At 73.6% G+C, this 21939-nt stretch carries 19 protein-coding genes; 11 read left to right on the top strand and 8 right to left on the bottom strand.

All coding sequences use genetic code 11. The annotated features are described in order from the left end of the window. Positions 1 to 75: 75 nt before the first annotated feature. Entirely contained in the window at positions 76 to 1176 is a 1101-nt protein-coding gene (locus tag ACF07S_RS08280; RefSeq protein ID WP_391963743.1) for a citrate synthase 2, read from the top strand. A 311-nt stretch (positions 1177 to 1487) separates the two neighbouring features. On the opposite strand, the gene ACF07S_RS08275 is transcribed toward ACF07S_RS08280, so the two are convergent. After that, the gene (locus ACF07S_RS08275) at positions 1488 to 2930 is read right to left on the bottom strand and encodes an NCS2 family permease (RefSeq protein WP_391963742.1); all 1443 of its coding nucleotides are present in this window, start codon (positions 2928 to 2930) and stop codon (positions 1488 to 1490) included. Between the two features lie 268 nt (positions 2931 to 3198). Here ACF07S_RS08275 and ACF07S_RS08270 point away from each other — a divergent pair, with 268 nt between their 5' ends. Further along, the gene (locus tag ACF07S_RS08270) at positions 3199 to 3873 is read left to right on the top strand and encodes an XRE family transcriptional regulator (protein ID WP_391963741.1); all 675 of its coding nucleotides are present in this window, start codon (positions 3199 to 3201) and stop codon (positions 3871 to 3873) included. Positions 3874 to 4043: 170 nt separating this feature from the next. Continuing rightward, positions 4044 to 5453 (top strand): PAS domain-containing protein, encoded by a 1410-nt coding sequence (locus tag ACF07S_RS08265; protein WP_391973731.1) that lies wholly within the window; start codon positions 4044 to 4046, stop codon positions 5451 to 5453. Between the two features lie 111 nt (positions 5454 to 5564). Here ACF07S_RS08265 and ACF07S_RS08260 read toward each other — a convergent pair whose 3' ends face one another. Then, complete coding sequence (locus tag ACF07S_RS08260) at positions 5565 to 6320, bottom strand: SIS domain-containing protein (RefSeq protein ID WP_391973730.1); 756 nt, start codon at positions 6318 to 6320, stop codon at positions 5565 to 5567. A 226-nt stretch (positions 6321 to 6546) separates the two neighbouring features. On the opposite strand from ACF07S_RS08260, the gene ACF07S_RS08255 reads away from it, so the two are divergent. Continuing rightward, positions 6547 to 7239 (top strand): metal-dependent transcriptional regulator, encoded by a 693-nt coding sequence (locus tag ACF07S_RS08255; protein ID WP_391963738.1) that lies wholly within the window; start codon positions 6547 to 6549, stop codon positions 7237 to 7239. A 488-nt stretch (positions 7240 to 7727) separates the two neighbouring features. Further along, the gene (locus ACF07S_RS08250; RefSeq protein WP_391963737.1) at positions 7728 to 8609 is read left to right on the top strand and encodes an alpha/beta fold hydrolase; all 882 of its coding nucleotides are present in this window, start codon (positions 7728 to 7730) and stop codon (positions 8607 to 8609) included. Between the two features lie 156 nt (positions 8610 to 8765). On the opposite strand, the gene ACF07S_RS08245 is transcribed toward ACF07S_RS08250, so the two are convergent. The 3 genes from ACF07S_RS08245 to ACF07S_RS08235 form a co-directional block, all read right to left on the bottom strand. Continuing rightward, positions 8766 to 10358 carry a transporter gene (locus tag ACF07S_RS08245; RefSeq protein ID WP_391973729.1) on the bottom strand — a complete coding sequence of 531 codons (1593 nt, stop codon included), beginning with the start codon at positions 10356 to 10358 and terminating at the stop codon, positions 8766 to 8768. Then, positions 10355 to 11125 (bottom strand): ABC transporter ATP-binding protein, encoded by a 771-nt coding sequence (locus tag ACF07S_RS08240; protein WP_391963735.1) that lies wholly within the window; start codon positions 11123 to 11125, stop codon positions 10355 to 10357. The genes ACF07S_RS08245 and ACF07S_RS08240 overlap by 4 nt, the downstream gene beginning before the upstream one ends. A gap of 132 nt (positions 11126 to 11257) precedes the next feature. Next, entirely contained in the window at positions 11258 to 11920 is a 663-nt protein-coding gene (locus ACF07S_RS08235) for a bifunctional DNA primase/polymerase (RefSeq protein WP_391963734.1), read from the bottom strand. A 307-nt stretch (positions 11921 to 12227) separates the two neighbouring features. On the opposite strand from ACF07S_RS08235, the gene ACF07S_RS08230 reads away from it, so the two are divergent. Together ACF07S_RS08230 and ACF07S_RS08225 are read left to right on the top strand one after the other, a co-directional pair. Next, positions 12228 to 13613 carry a transcriptional regulator gene (locus tag ACF07S_RS08230; RefSeq protein ID WP_391973728.1) on the top strand — a complete coding sequence of 462 codons (1386 nt, stop codon included), beginning with the start codon at positions 12228 to 12230 and terminating at the stop codon, positions 13611 to 13613. Between the two features lie 166 nt (positions 13614 to 13779). Next, a complete protein-coding gene (locus ACF07S_RS08225; protein ID WP_391973727.1) occupies positions 13780 to 15423 on the top strand; it encodes a hypothetical protein in 1644 nt (547 codons plus the stop codon). Between the two features lie 57 nt (positions 15424 to 15480). On the opposite strand, the gene ACF07S_RS08220 is transcribed toward ACF07S_RS08225, so the two are convergent. Then, entirely contained in the window at positions 15481 to 16791 is a 1311-nt protein-coding gene (locus ACF07S_RS08220) for an ABC transporter substrate-binding protein (RefSeq protein WP_391963731.1), read from the bottom strand. A 172-nt stretch (positions 16792 to 16963) separates the two neighbouring features. Between ACF07S_RS08220 and ACF07S_RS08215 the strand changes: the two genes are divergently transcribed. After that, entirely contained in the window at positions 16964 to 17410 is a 447-nt protein-coding gene (locus ACF07S_RS08215) for a hypothetical protein (protein ID WP_391963730.1), read from the top strand. 47 nt (positions 17411 to 17457) lie between these two features. Further along, positions 17458 to 18339: a formyltetrahydrofolate deformylase gene (purU, locus tag ACF07S_RS08210; protein WP_391963729.1), complete on the top strand. Its 882-nt coding sequence runs from the start codon at positions 17458 to 17460 to the stop codon at positions 18337 to 18339. A 99-nt stretch (positions 18340 to 18438) separates the two neighbouring features. Here purU and ACF07S_RS08205 read toward each other — a convergent pair whose 3' ends face one another. Continuing rightward, positions 18439 to 19695: an MDMPI N domain containing protein gene (locus ACF07S_RS08205; protein ID WP_391973726.1), complete on the bottom strand. Its 1257-nt coding sequence runs from the start codon at positions 19693 to 19695 to the stop codon at positions 18439 to 18441. Continuing rightward, entirely contained in the window at positions 19692 to 20273 is a 582-nt protein-coding gene (locus ACF07S_RS08200) for a sigma-70 family RNA polymerase sigma factor (RefSeq protein WP_391963727.1), read from the bottom strand. The genes ACF07S_RS08205 and ACF07S_RS08200 overlap by 4 nt, the downstream gene beginning before the upstream one ends. A gap of 372 nt (positions 20274 to 20645) precedes the next feature. Between ACF07S_RS08200 and ACF07S_RS08195 the strand changes: the two genes are divergently transcribed. Then, positions 20646 to 21026 carry an STAS domain-containing protein gene (locus ACF07S_RS08195; RefSeq protein WP_391963726.1) on the top strand — a complete coding sequence of 127 codons (381 nt, stop codon included), beginning with the start codon at positions 20646 to 20648 and terminating at the stop codon, positions 21024 to 21026. Between the two features lie 145 nt (positions 21027 to 21171). Beyond that, positions 21172 to 21684 (top strand): EF-hand domain-containing protein, encoded by a 513-nt coding sequence (locus ACF07S_RS08190; RefSeq protein WP_391963725.1) that lies wholly within the window; start codon positions 21172 to 21174, stop codon positions 21682 to 21684. Positions 21685 to 21939 lie beyond the last annotated feature (255 nt).

The following is a 21939-nucleotide window of genomic DNA, read 5'->3' as shown; positions in this document are numbered from 1 at the left end:
CTTCCGCCGACCGCCGGCACATGGTCGTCCCACCCCACACCACCATCTGTCACCCACCTCACAAGGAGCCGCCAGATGTCCGACTTCGTACCCGGGCTCGAAGGAGTCGTCGCGTTCGAGACGGAGATCGCCGAACCGGACAAGGAGGGCGGCGCCCTGCGGTACCGGGGCGTCGACATCGAGGACCTGGTCGGTCACGTCTCCTTCGGCAACGTCTGGGGACTGCTCGTCGACGGGGCGTTCAACCCCGGACTGCCGCCCGCCGAGCCGTTCCCGATCCCCGTGCACTCCGGCGACATCCGCGTCGACGTGCAGTCCGCGCTCGCCATGCTGGCGCCCGCCTGGGGCCTGAAACCCCTCCTGGACATCGACGAGGGGCAGGCCCGCGACGACCTCGCCCGCGCCGCCGTCATGGCCTTGTCCTACGTCGCCCAGTCCGCGCGCGGCCAGGGCCGGCCCATGGTGCCGCAGCGCGAGATCGACAGGGCCGAGTCCGTCGTCGAACGGTTCATGATCCGCTGGCGCGGCGAGCCCGACCCGCGGCACGTCGCGGCCGTCGACGCCTACTGGACGTCGGCCGCCGAGCACGGCATGAACGCCTCCACGTTCACCGCCCGCGTCATCGCCTCGACGGGCGCGGACGTCGCGGCGGCCCTGTCGGGCGCCGTCGGGGCGATGTCGGGCCCGCTGCACGGCGGAGCCCCCTCCCGCGTGCTGCACATGATCGAGGAGATCGAGCGCACCGGGGACGCCGAGGGGTACGTCAGGCAGGCCCTGGACCGGGGCGAGCGCCTCATGGGCTTCGGGCACCGCGTCTACCGCGCGGAGGACCCCCGCGCCCGCGTCCTGCGCCGCACCGCCCGTGAACTGGGCGCCCCGCGCTTCGAGGTCGCCGAGGCCCTGGAGAAGGCCGCCCTGGCCGAGCTCCACGCCCGCCGCCCCGACCGGGTGCTCGCCACCAACGTCGAGTTCTGGGCCGCCATCGTGCTGGACTTCGCCGAGGTCCCGGCCCCCATGTTCACCTCGATGTTCACCTGTGCGCGCACGGCGGGCTGGTCCGCCCACATCCTGGAGCAGAAGCGCACCGGCCGTCTGGTCCGCCCCTCGGCCCGTTACGTCGGCCCGGGCAGCCGCGACCCGCGCGAGATCGAGGGCTACGCGGACATCGCCCGCTGAGCGCGGGACCCCGGAAAACGCAGACGACCCGCGAGTCTGGTTCCTCCCTGGGGAGGAGCCGGCCGGACGTTACCGGCGACTCGCGGGTCGGGTGACTGCGTTGGATTAGGCCGGCTGCGTGCTTCTCGCACACGCCGGTCCGGCATCGAACCGAGTACGACGACGGGCCGTCAGCCCGCAGCCACCTCTTCCGTCCGGTATGCGTACATCTGCCGAACCACCTCCTTTCCGAAGTACCGCCACTCTAAGAAGTGCCTCGCCCCGAATCAACCACTTTTTTCGAACGGGTCGCCGGAGGCGGTCCACCGCGGTCAGATGCCGAGGAGCTGCTTGACCGGCTCGATGGCGAAGTAGGCGAGGAAGAGCGCCGCGGTGCCCCAGAGCAGCCAGTGCACCTCGCGGGCCTTGCCCAGGCAGGCCTTGATGACCACGTAGGCGATGAAGCCGGCGCCGATGCCGTTGCTGATGGAGTAGGTGAACGGCATGACGACGATGGTCAGGAAGGCCGGGATGGCGAGGTCGAAGCGGTTCCAGTCGATGTGCCTGACCTGCGTCATCATCAGGAAGCCGACCGCGATGAGGGCGGGGGAGGCGGCCTGCATCGGCACGATGGTCAGCACGGGCGTGAGGAAGAGGGCGAAGGCGAACAGGCCGCCGGTGACGAGGTTGGCGAAGCCGGTCCGGGCGCCCTCGCCGACACCGGCGGCGGACTCGATGTAGGTGGTGGCCGAGGAGGAGGAGGTCGCGCCGCCCGCGACGGCGGCCGCGCTGTCGATCAGCAGGACCCGCCCCAGGCCGGGGACCTGTCCGCGCTCGTCGAGCAGTCCGGCCTCGGCCGTGACGCCGACGACGGTGCCCATGGTGTCGAAGAAGTCGGACAGGATGAGCGTGAAGATCAGCAGGACGACGGTGAGCACGCTGACCTGGCCGAACGCGCCGAGCAGGTCGAACTGGCCCAGGAGCCCGAAGTCGGGCGCGGCGACGGGCTTGTCCGGCAGCTCGGGCGCGGTCAGGCCCCAGGACTTCACGTCGGCGAGCTCGTTGACGACGATGGCGAGGAGGGTCATCGCCACGATGCTGATGAGGATGGCGCCGCGCACCTTGCGGGCCATGAGGACGACCGTCAGCAGCACGCCGAGGCAGAACACGAGCATGGGCCAGCCGGTGAGGCTGCCGGTGCCGAGCTGGACGGGCACGGTGGTGCCCGCCGCGTCCGGGATGCGCGTGACGAACCCGGCGTCGACGAAGCCGATGAAGGCGATGAACATGCCGATGCCGACGCTGATGGCCTGTTTGAGCGGCTGCGGGATGGCGTGCATGACGGCCTCGCGCAGACCGGTCAGCACCAGGACGCAGATCAGCAGGCCCTCGAGCACGACGAGCCCCATCGCGTCGTCCCAGCTCATCAGGGGGGCGATCTGGAAGGCGACGACGGCGTTGAGGCCCAGTCCCGCGGCCAGGGCGAGCGGCAGATTGCCGGCCACACCCATGATCAGGGTCATCACGGCGGCCACCAGCGTCGTGGCGGTCGCCAGCTGGGCGGCGTCGAGCTTGTCCCCGAACTTGTCCTCGGTGCTGCCGAGGATGATCGGGTTGAGCACGAGGATGTACGCCATCGTGAAGAACGTCGCGAAACCGCCGCGTATCTCACGACCGTAGGTCGAGCCGCGTTCGCTGATGCGGAAGAACCGGTCGAGGGCGCCGCCGTCTCTGGGCGGCGCGGGGTCGACCGGGCCGGTCGTCATGGTCTGCATGGGTATCTCCTGGGCGTGCGCGGGGGAGGGAAGCACCACAAAGCCGCCGGGGAGCGTGCCAACCCGGAACGCGGTCCCACCCGCGGCAGCCTGCGAGCGGATCCTACGGAGCAGGGCCTCCAGGTCAACGCCCTTGCAGGAAAAGGCAGTTGCGGGCGCAATGATCTCCGTTGCTTCCTACAGAATCGGCGGCGACCTTCCCGCCATAACGGGATGCAGACGACAGGGGCCGTGGTGTTCACCCTGCGTCGCTCCCTACTCTCCCACCGTGCATCCTCCACTCCCCTTCAGCGCACGCGCCGCCCGCATCCTGCGCGAGAAGGTCGGGATGGCCCCCGGCCACGTCGCGTACGGCATGCGCGCCTCCTACGGCATGACCCACATCACCCCCGACCACATCACCGCGTGGGAACGGGGCCTCGCCGTCCCCGACGCCCACGAACTCACCGCCCTGGCCGGTGCCCTGTGGTGCGCCCCCCGCGACCTCATGGGTGCCCCGCGCACCCTGCGGGAGTACCGCATCGCGCGCGGGATCCCCCCCGAGGACGTCGCACGCGCCGCCGGTCTCACCCTCGACGCCTACCTCTTCATGGAGGAGACCGGCCACTGGAGCGGCGGCCGGCGGGAGGCGGCCCTCCTCGGAGCCGCCCTCGAGCTGCCGCCCCGGGCCCTGCTGTCCATCACCGGCGGCGAGGCGGAACTGGCCCGGCTGCTCACCGAAGCGGTCTCCACCCGCTGGCAGGCCCACATCCGCGAGATCGCCGACCTGCTGTCCATGGAGCGCCGCCAGCTGAAGAGCACGCTGCGCGCCATGCACGACGAGTACCAGACCCTCATGGCCGCCACCCTCAGCCGGGCCGGCGGCGCCGCCTCCGGCGAGAACGGACGGCGCTACGTCGACGAGATCGTCCACCGCTTCTGGACCCGGCTCGAGAGCCGCTGAGCCCCGCGCGGGGAGGCGCCGGCGCCCGGCCCGCCCGCGCGGGGCGGCGGACGACGATTTTTTCCGTCTTGTGGGAACTCGATGTGCGCTGAGTCACGTTCAAGTTGAATGATTGCACGTGAGTGAACCGTCGTACCGTACGTGCGGACGCAGCCTGCAGGGGGTTCCAGGTGAGTGCTTCCCGGCATAGTGGGATCACCGACGAGCTGGGGCCGGACGAGCCCGAGCCCGCGCGGGAGGGCCCGGACGGCTCCGACCTCCTCGCCGCGCTGCTGGACGGCATGGACGCCGCCCTGTGCGCCTTCGACGCCGCCGGGGTCGTCACGCACTGGAACCGTGAGGCGGAGCGGATCCTCGGGTGGACCGCGGCCGAGGCGGTGGGCCGGGCCGGGTTCGCCGGGTGGGCCGTGCGCAGCGCGGACGCCGAGGAGGTCGAGGCGCGGCTGATGTCGGCCATGGACGCGCCGGGCCGGCAGGTGGAGGAGTTCGCGCTGCTGACGAAGGACGGCGGCCGGGTGCTGGTGCGCACCCAGTCCGCCGCCGTGCGCGGTCCGGAGGGGAAGCCGGCCGGGGTGTACTGCGCGTTCAGCGAGGTGCACACGCAGATCGACCTGGAGCGGTCGATCGCGCTGAGCGAGGCGCTGCTGGAGGACGCGAGCTGGGGTGTCGTCCTGGTCGACGCCGATCTGCGGCCCGCGGTCGTGAACGCGCACGCCGCGCGGGCGCTGGGCGCGGGCCGGACGTCCGTGCTGGGGCGGCCGCTGGGGGAGCTGCTGGCGCGGGGCGTGGAGGAACTGGAGAGCGCGCTCACCCATGTGCTCGCGGAGGGCGCGCCGCCCGCGCCCGCCGAGCTGTGGGTGAGTGTGCGCACGCCGGAGGGCGAACGCAGGCGGTGCTGGCGCAGCGGTTTCGTGCGGCTGGCGTCACCACTGGCGGAAGAACCGGTTCCGCTCGGGGTCGGCTGGATGTTCCAGGACGTGACCGAGTCCCGTCAGGGTGAGCAGGAGGCGTCGCTGCTGCGGTTCCGCGCGCAGCAGCTGCACCGCGCGGCGCGCGCGGCGGCGGAGTGCGAGGACCCGGCGGAGGCGGTGACGGTCCATCTGGACTTCGCGCTCGCCGGGTTCGCCGACCACGCGCTGATCGACCGCGTGGCCGACGTGGCGGCGGACGCGGGGACGGAGGGCGCCGCGCGGGTGCGGCTGGTGCGGATCGCCGCCACCCCGTCCGGCGCCCCGGGGCCCAGCCGGCTCGTCGGGCGGGCGGGACTGCCGGTGCGGTACGGCGAGGGGCACCCGGCGGTGCAGTGCGTGCAGCGGTCCGGGTCGGTGCGGGCGAGCGCGGGGTCCGTGGGCGCCGAGGCGGCGCGGACGTGGGCGCTGTCGCGGCAGTGGCCGGCGGACAGCGTGCACGCCCTGTGCACGGTGCTGCGCAGCCGGGGCCGCACGCTGGGTGCCGTGACGTTTCTGCGCGGGGCGGGCCGCACCGCGTTCGAACGCGCCGACGCCGTGTACGCGGAGGACGTCGCGATACGCATCGCCACGGCCCTCGACCTGTCGGCCCTCCTCGACACGGACCGCTGACCGTCCGGCCGCTCGTCCCCGGTCGCTTGACGCCCCGGCCGCCGGCCCGCCCCGCCGGGTGGTGACCGCGGGCCCGCCGGTGTGCGCCGGCCGCGGTGGGTTCCGTGCCGCTCAGCGCTGGTAGAAGATCCGGTCGCCGTACTGCTCCAGGACGCGCGCGTTCCACTCGTGGCCGCCGTCCACGTTGCCGGAGCGCAGCAGCGGGGGCTCGACGCCCCGGTCGGCGAGGGTGGCGGCGGCGGTGGCCATGACGGCCTGGAGGAGGGCCGAGGTGACGACCGTGGACGCGGGCGCGAAGGGCGCCGGCACGTTGTCGAGCGTGAGCTCCGCGTCACCGACCGCGATCCGGGAGTCCAGGACGAGATCGCAGTGGTCCTTCAGGTAGGTCCCGGAGGAGTGCCGCGACGTCGTCCGCGTCGCGTACGCCACCGAGGTCACGCCGATGACCCGCACGCCCAGCTCGCGGGCCTTCATGGCCATCTCCACGGGCAGCGCGTTGCGCCCGGACAGGGAGACGATCACCAAGGTGTCGCCCGCGCGGAGCGGGGACGTCTCGAGCACGACGGTCGCCAGCCCGTCGACGCGTTCCAGCGCGGAGCCCAGCGTGGCCGGCATCACGTCGACCCCGACCATGCCCGGCACCGGCAGCAGGTTCATCAGGGCGAGCCCGCCCGCGCGGTAGACGACGTCCTGCGCGGCGAGCGAGGAGTGCCCGGCACCGAAGGCGAAGAGGCGACCGCCGTCCGCGACCGTGTCGGCGATCAGCGTGCCCGCCGCCTCGATCGGCCCGGCCTCCTCGTCGCGGATCCGCCGCAGCAGGTCGATCGCGGCGTCGAGGAACTGACCGGCCGGCGTGCGGTCGCTCATGCGGCATCCCTTCGGGGTGGAGTGTCGCGGATCACCGTGCGGTCTGGACCAGTGCCGTGTCAATACGGCGCCCGGCGGCACGGCCCGCCCCCGTACGGCCCCCGTTTCCCCGGCGCGGCCCGCTTGCCGGTCGCATGCGTAAGAATTGAGGCCTGGGCCAGCGCACGCGCCGGTGAGCCGTCCAGCCTCCGGCAGAGCCATCCGCAGATCTCATCAAGGGGCATGTATGTCCGGACTGATCGACACCACGGAGATGTATCTCCGCACCATCCTCGAGCTGGAGGAGGAAGGTGTGGTCCCCATGCGCGCCCGGATCGCCGAGCGTCTCGACCAGAGCGGGCCCACGGTCAGCCAGACGGTGGCGCGGATGGAGCGCGACGGACTGGTGTCCGTCGCCGCCGACCGGCACCTGGAACTCACCGACGAGGGGCGCCGGCTGGCGACGCGCGTGATGCGCAAGCACCGCCTCGCCGAGTGTCTCCTGGTCGACGTGATCGGCCTGGAGTGGGAGCAGGTCCACGCCGAGGCCTGCCGCTGGGAGCACGTGATGAGCGAGGCCGTCGAGCGCCGCGTGCTGGAGCTGCTGAGGCACCCGACCGAGTCGCCGTACGGCAACCCGATCCCGGGCCTGGAGGAGCTGGGCGAGAAGGACGGCGCCCATCCGTTCCTGGACGAGGGGATGGTGTCGCTGGCCGACCTCGATCCGGGCGCCGGGGGCAAGACGGTCGTGGTGCGCCGCATCGGCGAGCCGATCCAGACGGATGCGCAGCTGATGTACACGCTGCGCCGGGCCGGCGTGCAGCCCGGCTCGGTGGTGAGCGTGACGGAGTCGGCGGGCGGTGTGCTGGTGGGCAGCAGCGGCGAGGCCGCCGAGCTGCGGACGGACGTGGCCTCCCACGTGTTCGTGGCCAAGCCCTGACCGGTGACCGGAACGCGCCGGTTCCACCGCCCGGTCCGCCGAATCGCAGCGCTCGCCCGGTTCGCGTGCGACGCTGTCGCGTGGGGCATATGACCTGAGGGGTCTTTGGCCGGTCCCGACAGCGATCAGCCGGCCGGGGAGGGGCGGGGACGATGTGCCGTGACCACGTGAGGAGCCCCGGCGCCGTACGGCGCCGGGGCCCGTCATCCCCTGTGCTGACCCGGAGCCCCGAGCTCTCAGGGTCATTCCCCTCGGACCGTTTTCCCCGAGCGGTCCGCCCCCCGCTGAAGATCTCCCCCGAGCCGCGGCGATCAATCCCCGAAGAGGGTCACTCGAACGAGCGGTGTTTCCGGGCGAGAACGCATCTTCGAATATGCATTCGATAATGTGCGGATTGCAGCAACAGGCAGAACCAGCACGGGCAGAAGGCAGAAGACAGAAGGCAGCAGTCAGTCAGCGGCAGGCAGCGAGCTTGGGGGGCCAGGCACATGGCGCGACGCATCGACGTGACCGGGGCGGACGACGGGGTACGGCTCGCCGCCTGGGAGTTCGGCGACCCGCCCAAGGACGGCGCCGGCCCCGAGGGCGGCCCCGCGCGGAACGCCCCGGGCGTGCTGTTGCTCCACGGCCTGATGGGCCGCGCCTCGCACTGGGCGCCCACCGCCCGCCGGCTCTCCGCGCGCTACCGCGCGGTCGCCCTGGACCAGCGCGGCCACGGCCGCAGCGACAAGCCTCCGGAGGCGTCCTTCACCCGTGACGCCTACGTGAACGACGCCGAGGCCGCCCTCGAACAGCTCGACCTCGGCCCCACCGTCCTCATCGGCCACGCGATGGGCGCGCTGACCGCCTGGCAGCTGGCCGCCAAGCGCCCCGACCTGGTCCGGGGACTGGTCATCTGCGACATGCGGGCCTCCGCCCTCGGAGCGGCCTCGCAGCGCGTGTGGGCGGAGTGGTTCAAGGCCTGGCCGGTTCCGTTCGCCACGCTCGCCGACGTGCGCAAGTGGTTCGGCGAGGACGACCCCTGGGTGGAGCGGCCCAACCCGGTCCGCGGCGAGTTCTACGCCGAGGTGATGGCCGAGTCGCCCGATGGCTGGCGCCCGGTCTTCGACCCGGACCAGATGCTCCGTTCCCGCGAGGCCTGGGTGTACGACGCGCACTGGGAGGAACTGGCCCAGGTGCGGTGCCCCGCCCTGGTGGTCCGCGGTCTCGACGGCGAACTGGGCCGCGCGGAGGCCCAGGAGATGGTGCGGGTCCTGCCCCACGGCCGGTACGCGGAGGTCGCCGACGCGGGCCACCTGGTCCACTACGACCAGCCGGAGACCTGGCTGGCCGCCATCGAACCCTTCCTGGAGACCCTCGACGACTCCTGACCCCCGGCGCGCGACGCCTTCCGCCCCACCCGGCGGGGCCGGTGTCATCCGCGCGGCGCCCCTGCGCCACCCGCCCGGCGCCCCCGGAGCCACCCGTGTGGCGGCTCCGGGGCCGCTCGTGCGGCGGGACGGTCAGCCCTTGCCGACCGCTGTCGGTCAGCCCTTGCCGACCGCTGTCAGGATCTCCGGCAGCCGGCGCGCGGTCAGCGGGGCGGCGAGGCGCAGGCCCAGCAGGGCCAGGACGGCCCCGTGGGCCGCGCCCGCCGGCAGCACCGGCCACAGCGGCTCGTCACCGCTCCCGCGCACCCGCAGCCAGATCGTGAGGGCGATGACCGGCGCGCACAGGACGGCCGCCGCGATCATGCCGCCGAAGATGGAGATCCAGGCCAGCCCGGTCTGCCCCGGGGCGACGTTCTTGTACCCCTCCTGCGGGATCGAGTAGGGGAAACGGGCCGAGGTCCACGCGCCCGTCGCCAGCATCGCCCCCAGCAGCGCGAAGGACAGGCCCAGCGCCTCCGGCAGCCGGGACCAGTCGTCCAGCAGGGCGGTCGTCAGGACCGTGACGAGCGTGGCGTAGGGAAGGGTGATCAGCAGCAGGGCCAGCGCGCGGGCGCGGAGTTCGGCGTAGGCGTCCCGGGGCGAGGAGATCGTCATCGCGACCATCCAGAACGCGGAGGTGTCCTGCCCGAACTGGTTGTACATCAGGATGCCGAGCATCCCGGCGGCGAAGCAGGCGAAGTAGACCGAGCCGGTGCCCTGCCAGGCGTTGAACACCGGCACGATCAGACCGACCGCCAGCGAGGTCACCCACGCGGCCTTCGTCTTCGGGTCGCGCCAGGCGTACCGCAGGCTGCGCTCCATGGCCGTACCGGTGCGGCCCGGGGGCAGCAGCCGGGCGAGGCCGCCCGGCGCGCGGTCGCGGACCGCCGTGTCACCGGCCCGCAGGGTGGAACCGTCCGGCGAGGTCATCAGCCGGGTCAGTGACCGCGACCACAGTGCCAGCAGTCCCGCCAACGCCGCCGCGCTCAAAGCCAGTTGCGCCACGGCGACGCCGTAGGCCCCCTCGCCCGCCGAGTGCACCGCGCCGACCGCCGACGCCGGCGGGACCCACCGCAGCACGTCCCCGGCCGGGGCGAGCTGCTCCAGGCCGGAGGAACCCAGGCGCTGAGCGCCGAAGTTGACCAGCTGCGCGCCGACCGCGATCACCAGTCCGCTGAGCACCGCGAGGTCCCGTCCCCTGCGGCTGGTCAGCAGCCGTACGTTGGCGGCGGCGACCGCCCGCGCGAGGGCCACGCACACCAGCAGCGCCAGCGGGACGGCGAGGACGCCCACGGCGGACGCCGCCCCGCCGTGCGCCACGGCGATCACGGAGCCGACGAGCAGGCACAGCGTGAACAGCGGCCCGATGCCGACCAGCGAGGCCGTGAGCAGGGCCCGCACCAGGGGCCGCGGCCGCAGCGGCAGCATCACCAGCCGGGTCGGGTCGAGGGTCTCGTCGCCGCCGGGGAAGAACAGCGGCATCACCGCCCAGCCCAGTCCCAGCACCGCCACCAGCAGCACGGTCAGCGACTCGACGTGACCGAAGCCGCGCAGCGCGATCAGGCCGATGAGCTGGAGCGCGGCGAACAGCAGCGCGACGGCCGCGGAGGCGATGTACGCCGCCTTGCGCCCACCCGACTGCCGCAGCCCGTTGCGCAGCAGGGACAGCTTCAGCCGGACGACGACAGGGGTGATCGCGGGGGCGCTCACCGGGAGCCCCCGCCCAGCCAGTCCAGGTCCGAGCCGGTGTCGCGGCCGTCCGCGCCGACGAGTTCGAGGAACGCCCGCTGCAGCGTGGGCGCGTCACCGCGCACCTCGGCGAGCGGACCGTGGGCACGGATGCGGCCCCCGGCCAGCACGGCCACCCAGTCGCACAGCGACTCGACGAGCTCCATGACGTGGGAGGAGAACACGACCGTGGCGCCGGAGGCCGTGTACCGCTCCAGGACGCCCCGGACGGTCTGCGCGGAGACCGGGTCGACGCCCTCGAACGGCTCGTCCAGGAACAGGACCTCGGGGTTGTGCAGCAGGGCGGCGGCGAGGCCTATCTTCTTGCGCATGCCGGTCGAGTAGTCGACGACGAGCTTGTGCTGGGCGCCGGCCAGGTCCAGGACGTCGAGGAGCTGGGTGGCCCGCTTGTCGACCTCGGAGCCGGGCAGCCCGCGCAACCGGCCGGTGTAGGCGAGCAGTTCGCGCCCGGACAGCCGCTCGAACAGCCGCAGTCCCTCGGGCAGCACCCCGATCCTGGCCTTCACCTCCACGGGGTCGCGCCACACGTCGTGCCCGACGACCTCGACGGTGCCCTGGTCCGGCCGCAGCAGTCCGGTCACCATGGACAGCGTGGTGGTCTTCCCGGCCCCGTTCGGACCGACCAGGCCGATGAACCGCCCCGCGGGCAGCTCCAGATCGATCCCGCCCACCGCGACCTGCTGTCCGAACCGCTTCCAGAGCCCCCGAACGCTCACGGCGACAGTCATCACCACGTCTCCCTCCGTCAGCACGAACACTACGGGGAGCACGGCAGGCCTCGAGGGCGCGGTCGGCCGCGCGACGGGCCGCCGCGGACCCGCGGCCGCCGCACCGCGCGAGCCCCGCGGGGCGGCGGGCGCCTACCGGTCCCTGCCGCACGCGTAGGCCAACGGCGAGATCAGTTCCTCCGTGTCCGGCAGCCACCGGTTCGCCCGCGTGGGCCGGCACACCCACTGCACCGCCCCCCGGGACCCGAACCGCGTGGGGGGCGCGGCGACGCAGTCGCCCTCACCCCGCACGGTCAGGTCGAGCGACGGCAGCGACCACCCCAGCCTGCGCACCAGTTCCGGCACCTTCACCGGCGCGCCCGGCAGTACGAAGAACTCCATGCGCCGGTCCGGCGTCAGCGTCACCGGTCCGAGCGTCAGTCCCATCCGCTCCATCCGGGCGAGCGCCAGGAACCCGGCCGACTCCGGGACGGAGATCGCGTCGAACGTCCGGCCCGTGGGCAGCAGGATCGAGGCGGTCGGCCGCTCCTGCCACAGGCGACGGGCGACGGTGGCGCTGCCGGTCGCCCGGGCCTCCCAGTCCGGCCGGGCCGGGTGCGCGCCGGGCGCCGGGCACGCGGCGTCACCGCAGGAGCAGCGGTGCACTCCGCCGACGGCCTCCAGCCAGGTGCCCGGGACGACGTCCCAGTGCCGTTCCCCGGCGTAGCGAACTGCGGTGTCCAGCAGCGACTCCCCGCGCTGCTTCGGGATCTGTACGGCGTCGGTGCCCGCGAGCGTCTCTTCCACGATGAACACAACTACGGCCGTCACCAGGGGTTACGCCCGCGCGTATGCGCGGGGGAGGGGCACCGGTTCCGTGTTCGGGGCGCATGGGTGCATCCGCGGGGGCGCGCGAGAGGATCCGCACCCGCCGCGGGGTAGCCAGGAGAAGGGCCGGCGACCGTCGCCGCCCCGGCAATCCTCACATGTCCCGCATTGTCGGTAGTTCGGCGGGGCATCGATCCTCACGGCCGGATCTTTCTCGCCGGGACGTGAGAAGTACGGCCGCGGAAGAACGTCAACCCGGTGCGTGGGCAGGCACCGCAGCCTCAGGGGGTACGCCATGGCCGCAAGGCCTCTCGTCGCGCGGCAGCCGAACGAACGGCTGCAGGCGCTCATCCAGGAAGCCGGCTGCTCCAACGCCGGACTGGCCCGCAGGGTCAACATGTGCGGCGTCGAACACGGTCTCGATCTGCGCTACGACAAGACGTCGGTGGCCCGCTGGCTGCGCGGGCAGCAGCCGCGGGGCCAGGCACCGGCGATCATCGCGGAGGCACTGGGCCGCAAGCTGGGCCGTACGGTCACGATCGACGAGATCGGCATGGCCAACGGCAAGAACCTCGCCTCCGGCGTCGGCCTCCAGTTCTCGCCGACGGTGCCGGGCGCCGTCGAGCAGGTCTGCGAGCTGTGGCGCAGCGACGTGGGCCGGCGGGACTTCCTGTCCGGCTCCTCCGTCGCCGCCTCCGCGCTGGTCGAGCCGAGCCGCGACTGGCTGATCACCGCGCCCGACGGGCAGGTGGCGCGCTCCGGCGGGCCGCGCGTGGGACAGTCCGACGTGGGGGCCGTCCGGTCCATGACGCAGGCGCTGGTGGACCTGGACCACCAGTACGGCAGCGGGCATGTGCGCCCGGTGGTGGTGCACTACCTCAACAGCGTCGTCTCGGGGCTGCTGGCGGGGTCGTACCGCGAGGCCGTGGGGCGTGATCTGTTCGCGGCGGTCGCGCGGCTGACCGAACTCGCCGGGTACATGGCCGTCGACACCGGTCAGCCGGGCCTGGCCCAGCGCTACTACATCCAGGCGCTGCGGCTGGCGCAGGCGGCCGGGGACCGCGGCTACGGCGGGTACGTGCTCGCCGCCTCCATGAGCCATCTGGCCGCCCAGCTCGGAAACCCGCGCGAGATCGCGCAGTTGGCGCGTGCGGCGCAGGAGGGCGCGCGGGGCCGGGTGACGCCGCGCGCGGAGTCGATGTTCCACGCGGCGGAGGCGCGCGGCCACGCGCTGATGGGCGACGCGCACGCGGCGCGCACGGCGGCCGGGCGCGCGGTGAACGCGATGGAGGCGGCCGATCCGGGCTCGGGCGACGACCCGGCGTGGATCGCGCACTTCGACGAGGCCTACCTCGCCGACGAGCTGGCGCACTGCCACCGGGACCTCGGCCAGGCGGAGGACGCCGCGCGGTGCGCCCGGGAGGCACTGGCCGGGCATCCCGGGTCGCGGGCGCGGCGGCGGGCGATCGGCTACGTGCTGCTGGCCACCGCGCAGGTGCAGCAGCGCGAGATCGAACAGGCCTGCGCCACGGGCCTGAAGGCGGTGGGACTGCTCGACGGCCTCCGGTCCGACCGGGGCGCCGAATACCTGGAGGACCTCCAGCAGCGCCTCGAACCGTACCGGGAGGAGTCGGTGGTACGGGAGTTCGGGGCGCGGATGGAGCTCCAGGCGGCGGCGTGAGACCGGGGCGGCGCGGAGGGGGTGGCGTAAGCAGCGTGCGGTGACCCGGTTTTGTTACCGCGCTCACAGGGCAGGAGGTCGGGTTCTGTGCTGCGTGGCACCGGGCTCCGGGGACCCGGTAGCGTGAGCCGACGATTCACAAGGTCCCCCATGGGTAGGAGTCCCGGTGACGCAGAGTGGACAGGGCGAGGAGCCCTCGGCGCGCCCCGCGCGCGAAGGCATCGTGCTGCCCTCCGACGGTGGTGAACCCCTGCTGCCGGGCATGACGTCCGGACCGGTCGCCCCCGCCGGCGGCGTGGACGGCCGGTCCTCCGGCAGCGGGTTCCCCGCCTCGGCCCCGCCCGGCGGCCAGACCTGGGGCACCCCGTGGGGCCCCGACCAGCAGGCGCCGGCCCCGCCGCCCGGCCAGGACTGGCAGTCCCCCGCCGACGCGCGCTGGGGCACCCCGGAGCAGTCCTCCTGGGGCGCGCCCGCCCCGTCCGCGCCGGGCCCCGGCGCGCTGCCCCCCGAGGGCGCGTCCGACCCGGCCCACGGCGGCCCGTACGACGTCGGCGGCGGCGCGCAGCCGGGCGCGGGGTACGGCGGCCAGCCGGGCCCGGACGGCCGGCACGGCGCCCACGACTCCTACGGCGGCCACCCGGGCCCGGACGGCCCGCACGGCGCCCACGACCCCTACGGCGCACCCGGCCGGGACGCGTACGGCTCCCCGTCCGCCGGAGCCCTGCCGCCCGCCGCCCCCGGCGGGCCGGAGGGCGCCACCCAGTTCCTGCCGCCGGTGGCCGGCGGCGGCATCGACGAGGGGGCGACGCAGTACATACCCCCGGTGGGCCCGGGCGCGCTGCCGCCGGAGATGCCCGCCGCGCACGACTCCGAGACGACCCGTTTCCTGGGACGCGCGCAGGGTGCGCCCGGCCCGGGCGCCGGGCCCCGGCCGCCCGCCGGCAACCCCGACGCCGAGGCCACCCGGTTCATGGCGCCCGTCGCCGGGCAGCCCTACGGCGCCCCGCCCGGCGACGGCAACCGGCAGCCCCCCGCCGAGTTCGACAACCTCTTCCGCAGCGACACCGCCGGCCCGGCCGCGGCCACCCGGTCCGTCCCGGCCGCGGGGCACGGACAGCCCCCCACGGCCACCCGGCCCGCCGCGGGCGGCGGCCGGGGCGGGCGCGGCGGTGGCCGTACCGGTTCGCGGGTGCCGCTCATCGCCGCGGTCGGCGTCGCCATCGCCGTCCTCGGGGTCGGCGCGGGTGCCCTGCTCGGCAGCGGGGGCGGTGACGACGACGGCGGCGACCGGCCCGTGTCCGCCGGCGCGACGGCCGGTGGGGAGACCTCCGCCTCGCCGTCCGTCGACCCGGTCCGTCAGCAGGCCGTCGAGCTGGACAAGCTGCTGGCCGACAGCGGCGACAGCCGGACCGCCGTGGTCAACGCGGTCGGCGATGTGAAGGCCTGCCGCGACCTCGGTCAGGCGGCCCAGGACCTGCGGGACGCGGCCGGACAGCGCAAGCAGCTGGTGACCGACCTCTCCGGACTGTCGGTGGACAAGTTGCCCGACCACCAGGCGCTGACCACCGCGCTCACCAAGGCCTGGCAGGCGTCGGCCTCGGCCGACGACCACTACGCGGCCTGGGCCGACCAGGTCGCCGGGGCCAAGGGCAAGTACTGCAAGAAGGGGCAGGCCCGCACGACCGGCCAGACCCAGGCCGGCAACCGGGCCAGCGGCACCGCGACCGCCGAGAAGGCCGAGGCCGCCAAGCTGTGGAACGCGATCGCCAGGCAGTACGGCCTGACCGAACGCCAGCCGACCCAGCTCTGACCCGGCGCCGGGGAACGACCGGCCGATCCGCCCCGCCCGGCCGCCGGGCCGGGCGGATCAGGCCAGGTCCGCCTCCCGCAGCGTCTTCGTCACGTCGGTGAAGCCCTTGCGGGCCGCCACCAGCCGCCCGTCCTCGACCACCTGCAGGGTCATGTTCGCGTTGACCAGCCGGGGGAAGCCGACGGCGGCGAGTTCGTCCTGGAACTTCCACCGCAGGGTGGGCGTGAGCCCGCCCGTGCCGACCTCCAGCCCGCCGTCCAGCGCCTCGCTCACGGTGTCGGCGCTCACCTCGCCGTCGCCGAGCGACTCCACGACCTGCTGGAACACGGTGTAGGCGATCCAGGTGGTCTGCACCCCGGCGTCGGCGGGGTCGATCCGGTTGTCACCGAACGCCTCCTTCCTGATCACCTTCTTCATCGGGTCCCAGCGCGCGTCGCTCGCCGCCGGGTACCAGCCGGTGACGTACGCCCCCTCGTAGGGGCCGGACGCCCCGCCGGCCGCGTTGATCGTCGACTGGTCGACGCTGCCCAGCACGGTCGCGGTCCGCACCTCGGGGTAGTCGGCGCGAGCCCGCCGGAAGGAGTCCATGAAGGTGTTCGTGCGGTCGCCGAGGGTGGGCACCACGCAGCCCCGCGCGGCCGGGTCGGCGGTGGCGCGCTCCAGGGCCTGCCGGGCCTGTCCGTCGTAGGAGGTGGCGTCCTCCGCCGCGCGCTGGTCACCGGAGAGCGCGTGCCCGCCCGCCCGCAGGCCCGAGTCGAGCAGCGGCGGCAGCTGGTCGCCCGCGATGGTGTCGGGCCGGACCAGGGTGACCGGGCCGCAGGTGTCGGCGAGGGCGCGGCCGAGACCCGCCAGCAGCGCCGGCTGGCCGCCGTTGACGGGGTAGGACAGCGGGCTGGTGAACTCGTCGTTGGTGATGCCGTAGCCGCCGATGTACGGGATGCCGGCGCCCTCCAGGGTGGGCATGAAGGAGTCCGTGTACTGGCTGTAGGAGCCGACGACCGCGACGGCGTCCTCCTGCACCGCGCGCCGGGCGCACCGTGCGGCGGCCACGGGGTCGTTCCGGTCGTTGCAGGTCAGCACGTTGAGGCGGCGGCCGTTGACGCCGCCCCGGGAGTTGACCCAGCGGGCGTAGGCCTGGGCGAACGCGGGCATCCCGGGCTTGTTGGTGGCCTCGGTGTCCTGGGGCGCCCACGTCATCACCGTGATGGCGCCGTCCCCGGAACCCCCCGTGGTACCGGGGACGACACCGCAGCCGGCCGCGAGCGACGCGCACGCGACCAGCGCGCCCGTGGTCAGGGCGCCGGCTCTGACCTGCCGGGTGAGGAGGCGGAGGAGAAACGTGCTGCGGGTCTGTCGCCTGCCGGTCATGCTCACGCACGATTCCGTCACATGGTCAATCCCGGTGTGACCCTCGGCCAATGACCGGTGGCGTGGAGGTGAATTACGGGGCCCGGTGTGACCGGCGGGACGCGGAAACGTACGATCGACGACCGTGCAAGGTTCGGAGAACTCTTCCCGTCGCGGCCGTCGCTCCTTCACCATGGGCGGCATGCCACTCAACGACATGCCGTGGTGGCGCTGGCGCAGCAATGTGCGCTCCGCGCTGCACATGCTCTCCGATCCCGCCTTCCAGCGGGACGTCTGGCTGGCGGGGGTGCCCGGTTACGGTGACGTGACCGACGCCGTCTACCGGCTCGTCGAGGACACCTGGCTGGACAACTGGTCCGCCGAGAAGTACGTCGGCACGATCTTCCGTGACTCCCAGGAGGCGGCGCTCGTCGACACCGCGGTGCTGCGCGTGCTGCGGATCATGCACCAGGTCGGCCCCGACGCCCCGGTGACCGCCTATCTCGAGAGCGACGGGTGGCCGGACGCGGTGCGCGCCGCCCGGGACGCGCACGTGCGGATGGCGGCGAGCGACGGCGACGACCCCGACGCCCCGCCGAGCACCCTCGAGGTGTTGCAGATCCTGACGCGGTCCGCCTAGCGGAACGGCCGGCCGGCCGTGACCCCGCGTGTGCGACCCTTTTCAGCATGAGCGAGCAGTCCACCCGAGCCGCGGTCCCGGCCGAACAGTACGTCCTCACCCTGTCCTGCCCGGACAAGCAGGGCATCGTGCACGCCGTGTCGAGCTATCTGTTCATGACCGGCTGCAACATCGAGGACAGCCAGCAGTTCGGCGACCACGACACGGGACTGTTCTTCATGCGCGTCCACTTCTCGGCGGACGCCCCGGTGACCGTCGAGAAGCTGCGGGCGAGCTTCGCGGCGATCGGTGACGCCTTCCACATGGACTGGCAGATCAACCGGGCCGACGAGAAGATGCGCATCCTGCTCATGGTCAGCAGGTTCGGGCACTGCCTGAACGACCTGCTCTTCCGCGCGCGGATCGGCGCGCTGCCCGTGGAGATCGCCGGCGTGGTGTCCAATCACACCGACTTCGCCGAGTTGGTGGCTTCGTACAACATCCCCTTCCACCACATCCCGGTGACCAGGGACAGCAAGCCGGAGGCCGAGGCGAAGCTGCTGGAGATCGTGCGCGAGGAGGAGGTGGAACTCGTCGTCCTCGCCCGTTACATGCAGGTCCTCTCCGACGACCTGTGCAAGCGGCTCTCCGGGCGGATCATCAACATCCACCACTCCTTCCTGCCGAGCTTCAAGGGCGCGAAGCCCTACCACCAGGCGCACGCGCGCGGAGTGAAGCTCATCGGTGCCACCGCGCACTACGTGACCGCCGACCTCGACGAGGGCCCGATCATCGAGCAGGAGGTCGAGCGGGTGGGCCACGACGTCACCCCCGACCAGCTCGTCGCCATCGGCCGCGACGTGGAGTGCCAGGCGCTGGCGCGGGCGGTCAAGTGGCACGCCGAGCGGAGGATCCTACTGAACGGGCGGCGGACGGTGGTCTTCGCCTGAGAAGCCGGGGCCCCGTCCCGTGGGCGTCCGCGGGCGACCACCGGTCACCCGCGGCGGGCCCCGCACCGTGGACGCTCCGGCGTCCCGCGCGCAGCCGCCCTACAGCCGGCTCATGCTCGCCGCCGCCAGCAGGACGTCCCTGATCGCCTCGCGGTCACCCTCCTGGCCGGCGGCCGCCTCCATCGGCGGCACATGGCCCGCGGCCAGCCGGCAGAACTCCGCGCCGTCCAGCGCCACATGGGCCACCTCGTGCTCCTCGGACCCCGTCGCGGCGGGGGAGTCCAGCGGGATCAGCCACTCCCCTCCGCCGGATCCCTCGATCTCCAGCCGCAGGCTGCGCCCCGGTGCGCCGGCGGGGACCAGGTGCCGCTCCACGGGGGAGGCCAGCCCGTGCAGCCGGCGGTGCTCCAGCACGGCCGGGAGCATGCGCGCGGCCAGCTCGACGATGCCGTGCAGGTGCCGCCCGGTGGGCGGCTCGTAGGGGTAGTCCACCGCCTCGGCGATGTCCTCCGCGTGCACCCAGCACTCGAAGGCCCGGTCCAGCATGGCGTCACGCAGCGGCAGTTCCCAGTCGCCGTAGGACACCGGCAGCCGCCCGGTGCCGCTGGTGAAGGACACGGTCCGCACCAGGTCGTGGCTCTGCTCCCGCCAGGGCGTGCGCACGGAGCGGGTGGGCGGGGAGTGGGCGGCCCGCCAGTACGCCTCGGTGCGGTCCCACGGGGTGGGCCGGGCGGGGGCCACGTCGCCGAGCGGGTCGTCGAGGCCGAGGGCGACCGCGACCAGCCCGTCCACCGTCATCAGGTGCGCGATGACCCCGGCGACCGTGGTCCGGCGGGTGCTCGCCGTGTCGGCCTCGTACCAGCGCAGCCGCACCGGCGCGTGCCACTCGGAGTCGCCGAAGTCCTGGAGCAGCGCGTCCAGCCGGGCGGTCTCGGCGTCGTAGGCGGCGGCCCACTCCGGCACGGGGATGCGCGGCGGGCGCCGCTTCAGGCAGGTCCCCAGGACGCGGGCGCGCAGGCCGGGGTCCAGGTCCAGGGTCTCGGGCCGCCGGAGCAGACCGACCGCCTCGCGCAGCCGCAGCGCCTCGTCCGCGCAGGGTCCGCAGGCGCCGAGGTGCTCCTCGACGGCCTCCGCCTCCGCCGGCCCGCAGGCGGCCAGGGCCCAGGCGCCCAGCAGCGACTTCAGCACGTGGTGCTCCAGCACGAGAGGCGTGGCGTCCGGCCCGTTTGCGGGGTGCGTGTCCGTGGCCGTGCGCCCGTGGCGCTCCCCGGCCGTCCCGTGGCCGTCGTGGGGTCCGGGGCGGCCGTCGTGCGTCCGGACGCCGTCCTGGTGCGGCTCGCGCGGGCGGCCGCTCATGCGGCACCCCCGACGCGGGGCGGGGTGTCCGGGGCCTCGGTGTCGTGGGCGGTGGCCAGCAACTGCAGGCCCAGCCGGAGCCGGCGCCGGGCCTCGTCGTCGGTGACGCCCAGGTCGCGGGCGGTCTGGTGGTAGTCCCGGCGCGTGAAGTACGCCAGCTCCAGGGCGGCCCGCAGCGGCACGGGCATCGCCTGGACGATGTAGTCGGCGCGGGCGGCCACCGAGGCGTGGCGCGCCCTGTGCTCGAGGTCCTCCGCGGTGCCGGGGCCGCCCCGCGCCAGGGCCGCCGTCCCGGTGGTGCGCAGCCGCTGCACGGCCAGCCGGTTGGTCAGCACGGCGAGCCAGGTGCGCAGCGCGCCCTGCCGGGGGTCGTAGGCGTCCGGGTGCTCCCAGACGTGCGCGAAGACGTCGCGGGTGATGGCGTCGGCCGCGTGCTCGTCGTCGACGACCCGCTGGGCGAGGCCGTGCACGAGGGAGGCGAACCGGTCGTAGAGCTCGCCGAGGGCGGCCGCCTCACCCCGCGCGAGCCGCTGCTGCATCTTGCGGTCCCAGCGGGCCGGTACGTCCCTGTGCGCCATGCGGCCCCTCACCCCCTGTTCGTCCCCCAGGCCCCGGGCCGGCCGCCCGTCCGGGTCCGGCGGGTGGCCGACGACCCCACGAATGTAGTCGGCACGTACCACGACGCACGCCCCTTTGCGGCAATGTGCGCCCCCGGCCGGGCCGCGGGTGGTAAAGGGCCACCCGCGCACGTCGGACGCCGTCCGGACCCGGTCTACCCACCCGCACGCCGATCGGAACCGATCGAATTGGATCGAATTAGATCGAGGGCGACTAAAACAAGCCCTTTCCGGTCGGTAACCGTTTCTCGGGCCGTGTTTCAGGGAACGGCCGGTGGGCAGCCGCGCTGCAAGGAAGCGTAGGCACTGCTTCCGTTTCGGTGAGCGAAGGGCGTGGTGGTGACCTTCACAGTGACCGACCGAGAGCACGGCGGATGGACCGTGCTCCAGGTGTCGGGCGAGCTCGACCTGGTGACGTCCCCGGTGCTGCGCCAGCGGGTGCACGACGTGGTGGCCGAGGGCGGGCACCGCCTCGTCCTCGACCTCTCCGGCGTGTGGTTCTGCGATTCCAGCGGGGTCGGCGTGCTCATCGCCGCGCGCCGGCTGCTGCGCTCCTGCCAGGGCAGCCTGCGGCTGATCCTCCCCGCGCGGGGAGCCGCCGACGGCAGCCACGTCAACAAGGTGCTCGGCGCCCTCGGCGTCCGCCGGCTCTTCGAGATACACCCGGACGTGACGGCCGCGGTCGGCGAGGACTCCAGCCCCCTGTCGGCGTGAGGGGCCGCCCGCCCCTCACGGGCCACACGTTTGTCCCGGAATTCCCCCGGTCCTGGCACAAGCGCCGCTTCCGCGCCCCGCGCGGCGCGGCACCACGTACGCTCCCAGCGAGACGACCCACTGACCTAAGGCGGCCCGAGAAGACATGGTCACCAGCGAGTACGAGCGCAGGATCGCGGCCCGGTTCGCCACCTTCGACCAGGACGGCAACGGCTACATCGACCGCGAGGACTTCAGCGCAGCGGCCAAGGCCCTGCTCGCCGAGTTCGGCACCGCGGCCCGCTCCGACCGGGGCCAGGCCCTGTACATCGGCGCCGAGGCGTTCTGGCAGGGCATGGCGGGGATCGCGGACCGGGACGGCGACCAGCGCATCACGCGCGAGGAGTTCGTGAACGGCGCGCTCAAGCGGCTGCGGGACAACCCGGAGCGGTTCGCCGAGATCGCCCGCCCCTTCCTGCACGCGGCGGTCGCCGTCGCCGGCGACGGTGCCGACGACACGACCACGGTCGAGGACGCCGCCCGCGTCCTCGGGGCGCTCGGTGTCCCCGGGGACACCGCCCGAGCGGCCGCCGCCTCGCTGGACACCGACGGCGACGGCAGGATCGGCGAGGAAGAGATCGTGCGGGCCTTCGCCCGCTACTTCACCGTCCCCGAATGACCGTCCCCGAATGACCGTCCCTGAATAGGCGTTCCCGAATGGCCGTTCCCGAATGGCCGTTCCGTAGTGACCGCCCGGTAATGACCGCTCCGGAACGGCTCTCCGGTCGCGCATTGTGGCATTTCCATGATCACGGTGCGTCGATACCAGCTCGTGTCCTGTGCGCGGCTCGTCACGGCCCGGAGTCGGGCGTCCCCTCCGGTACCTTGTGCGGGATGCGAGTCGTCAGGTGCGCGCACTGCGGCGGAGTCGTCC

Origin of the sequence: Streptomyces sp. NPDC016640 (assembly GCF_043076215.1) — a bacterium.
In the GTDB taxonomy this organism is placed as follows: domain Bacteria; phylum Actinomycetota; class Actinomycetes; order Streptomycetales; family Streptomycetaceae; genus Streptomyces.
The sequence above is the reverse complement of the archived record's forward strand: the minus strand, read 5'-3'. Positions and strand labels throughout refer to the sequence as shown.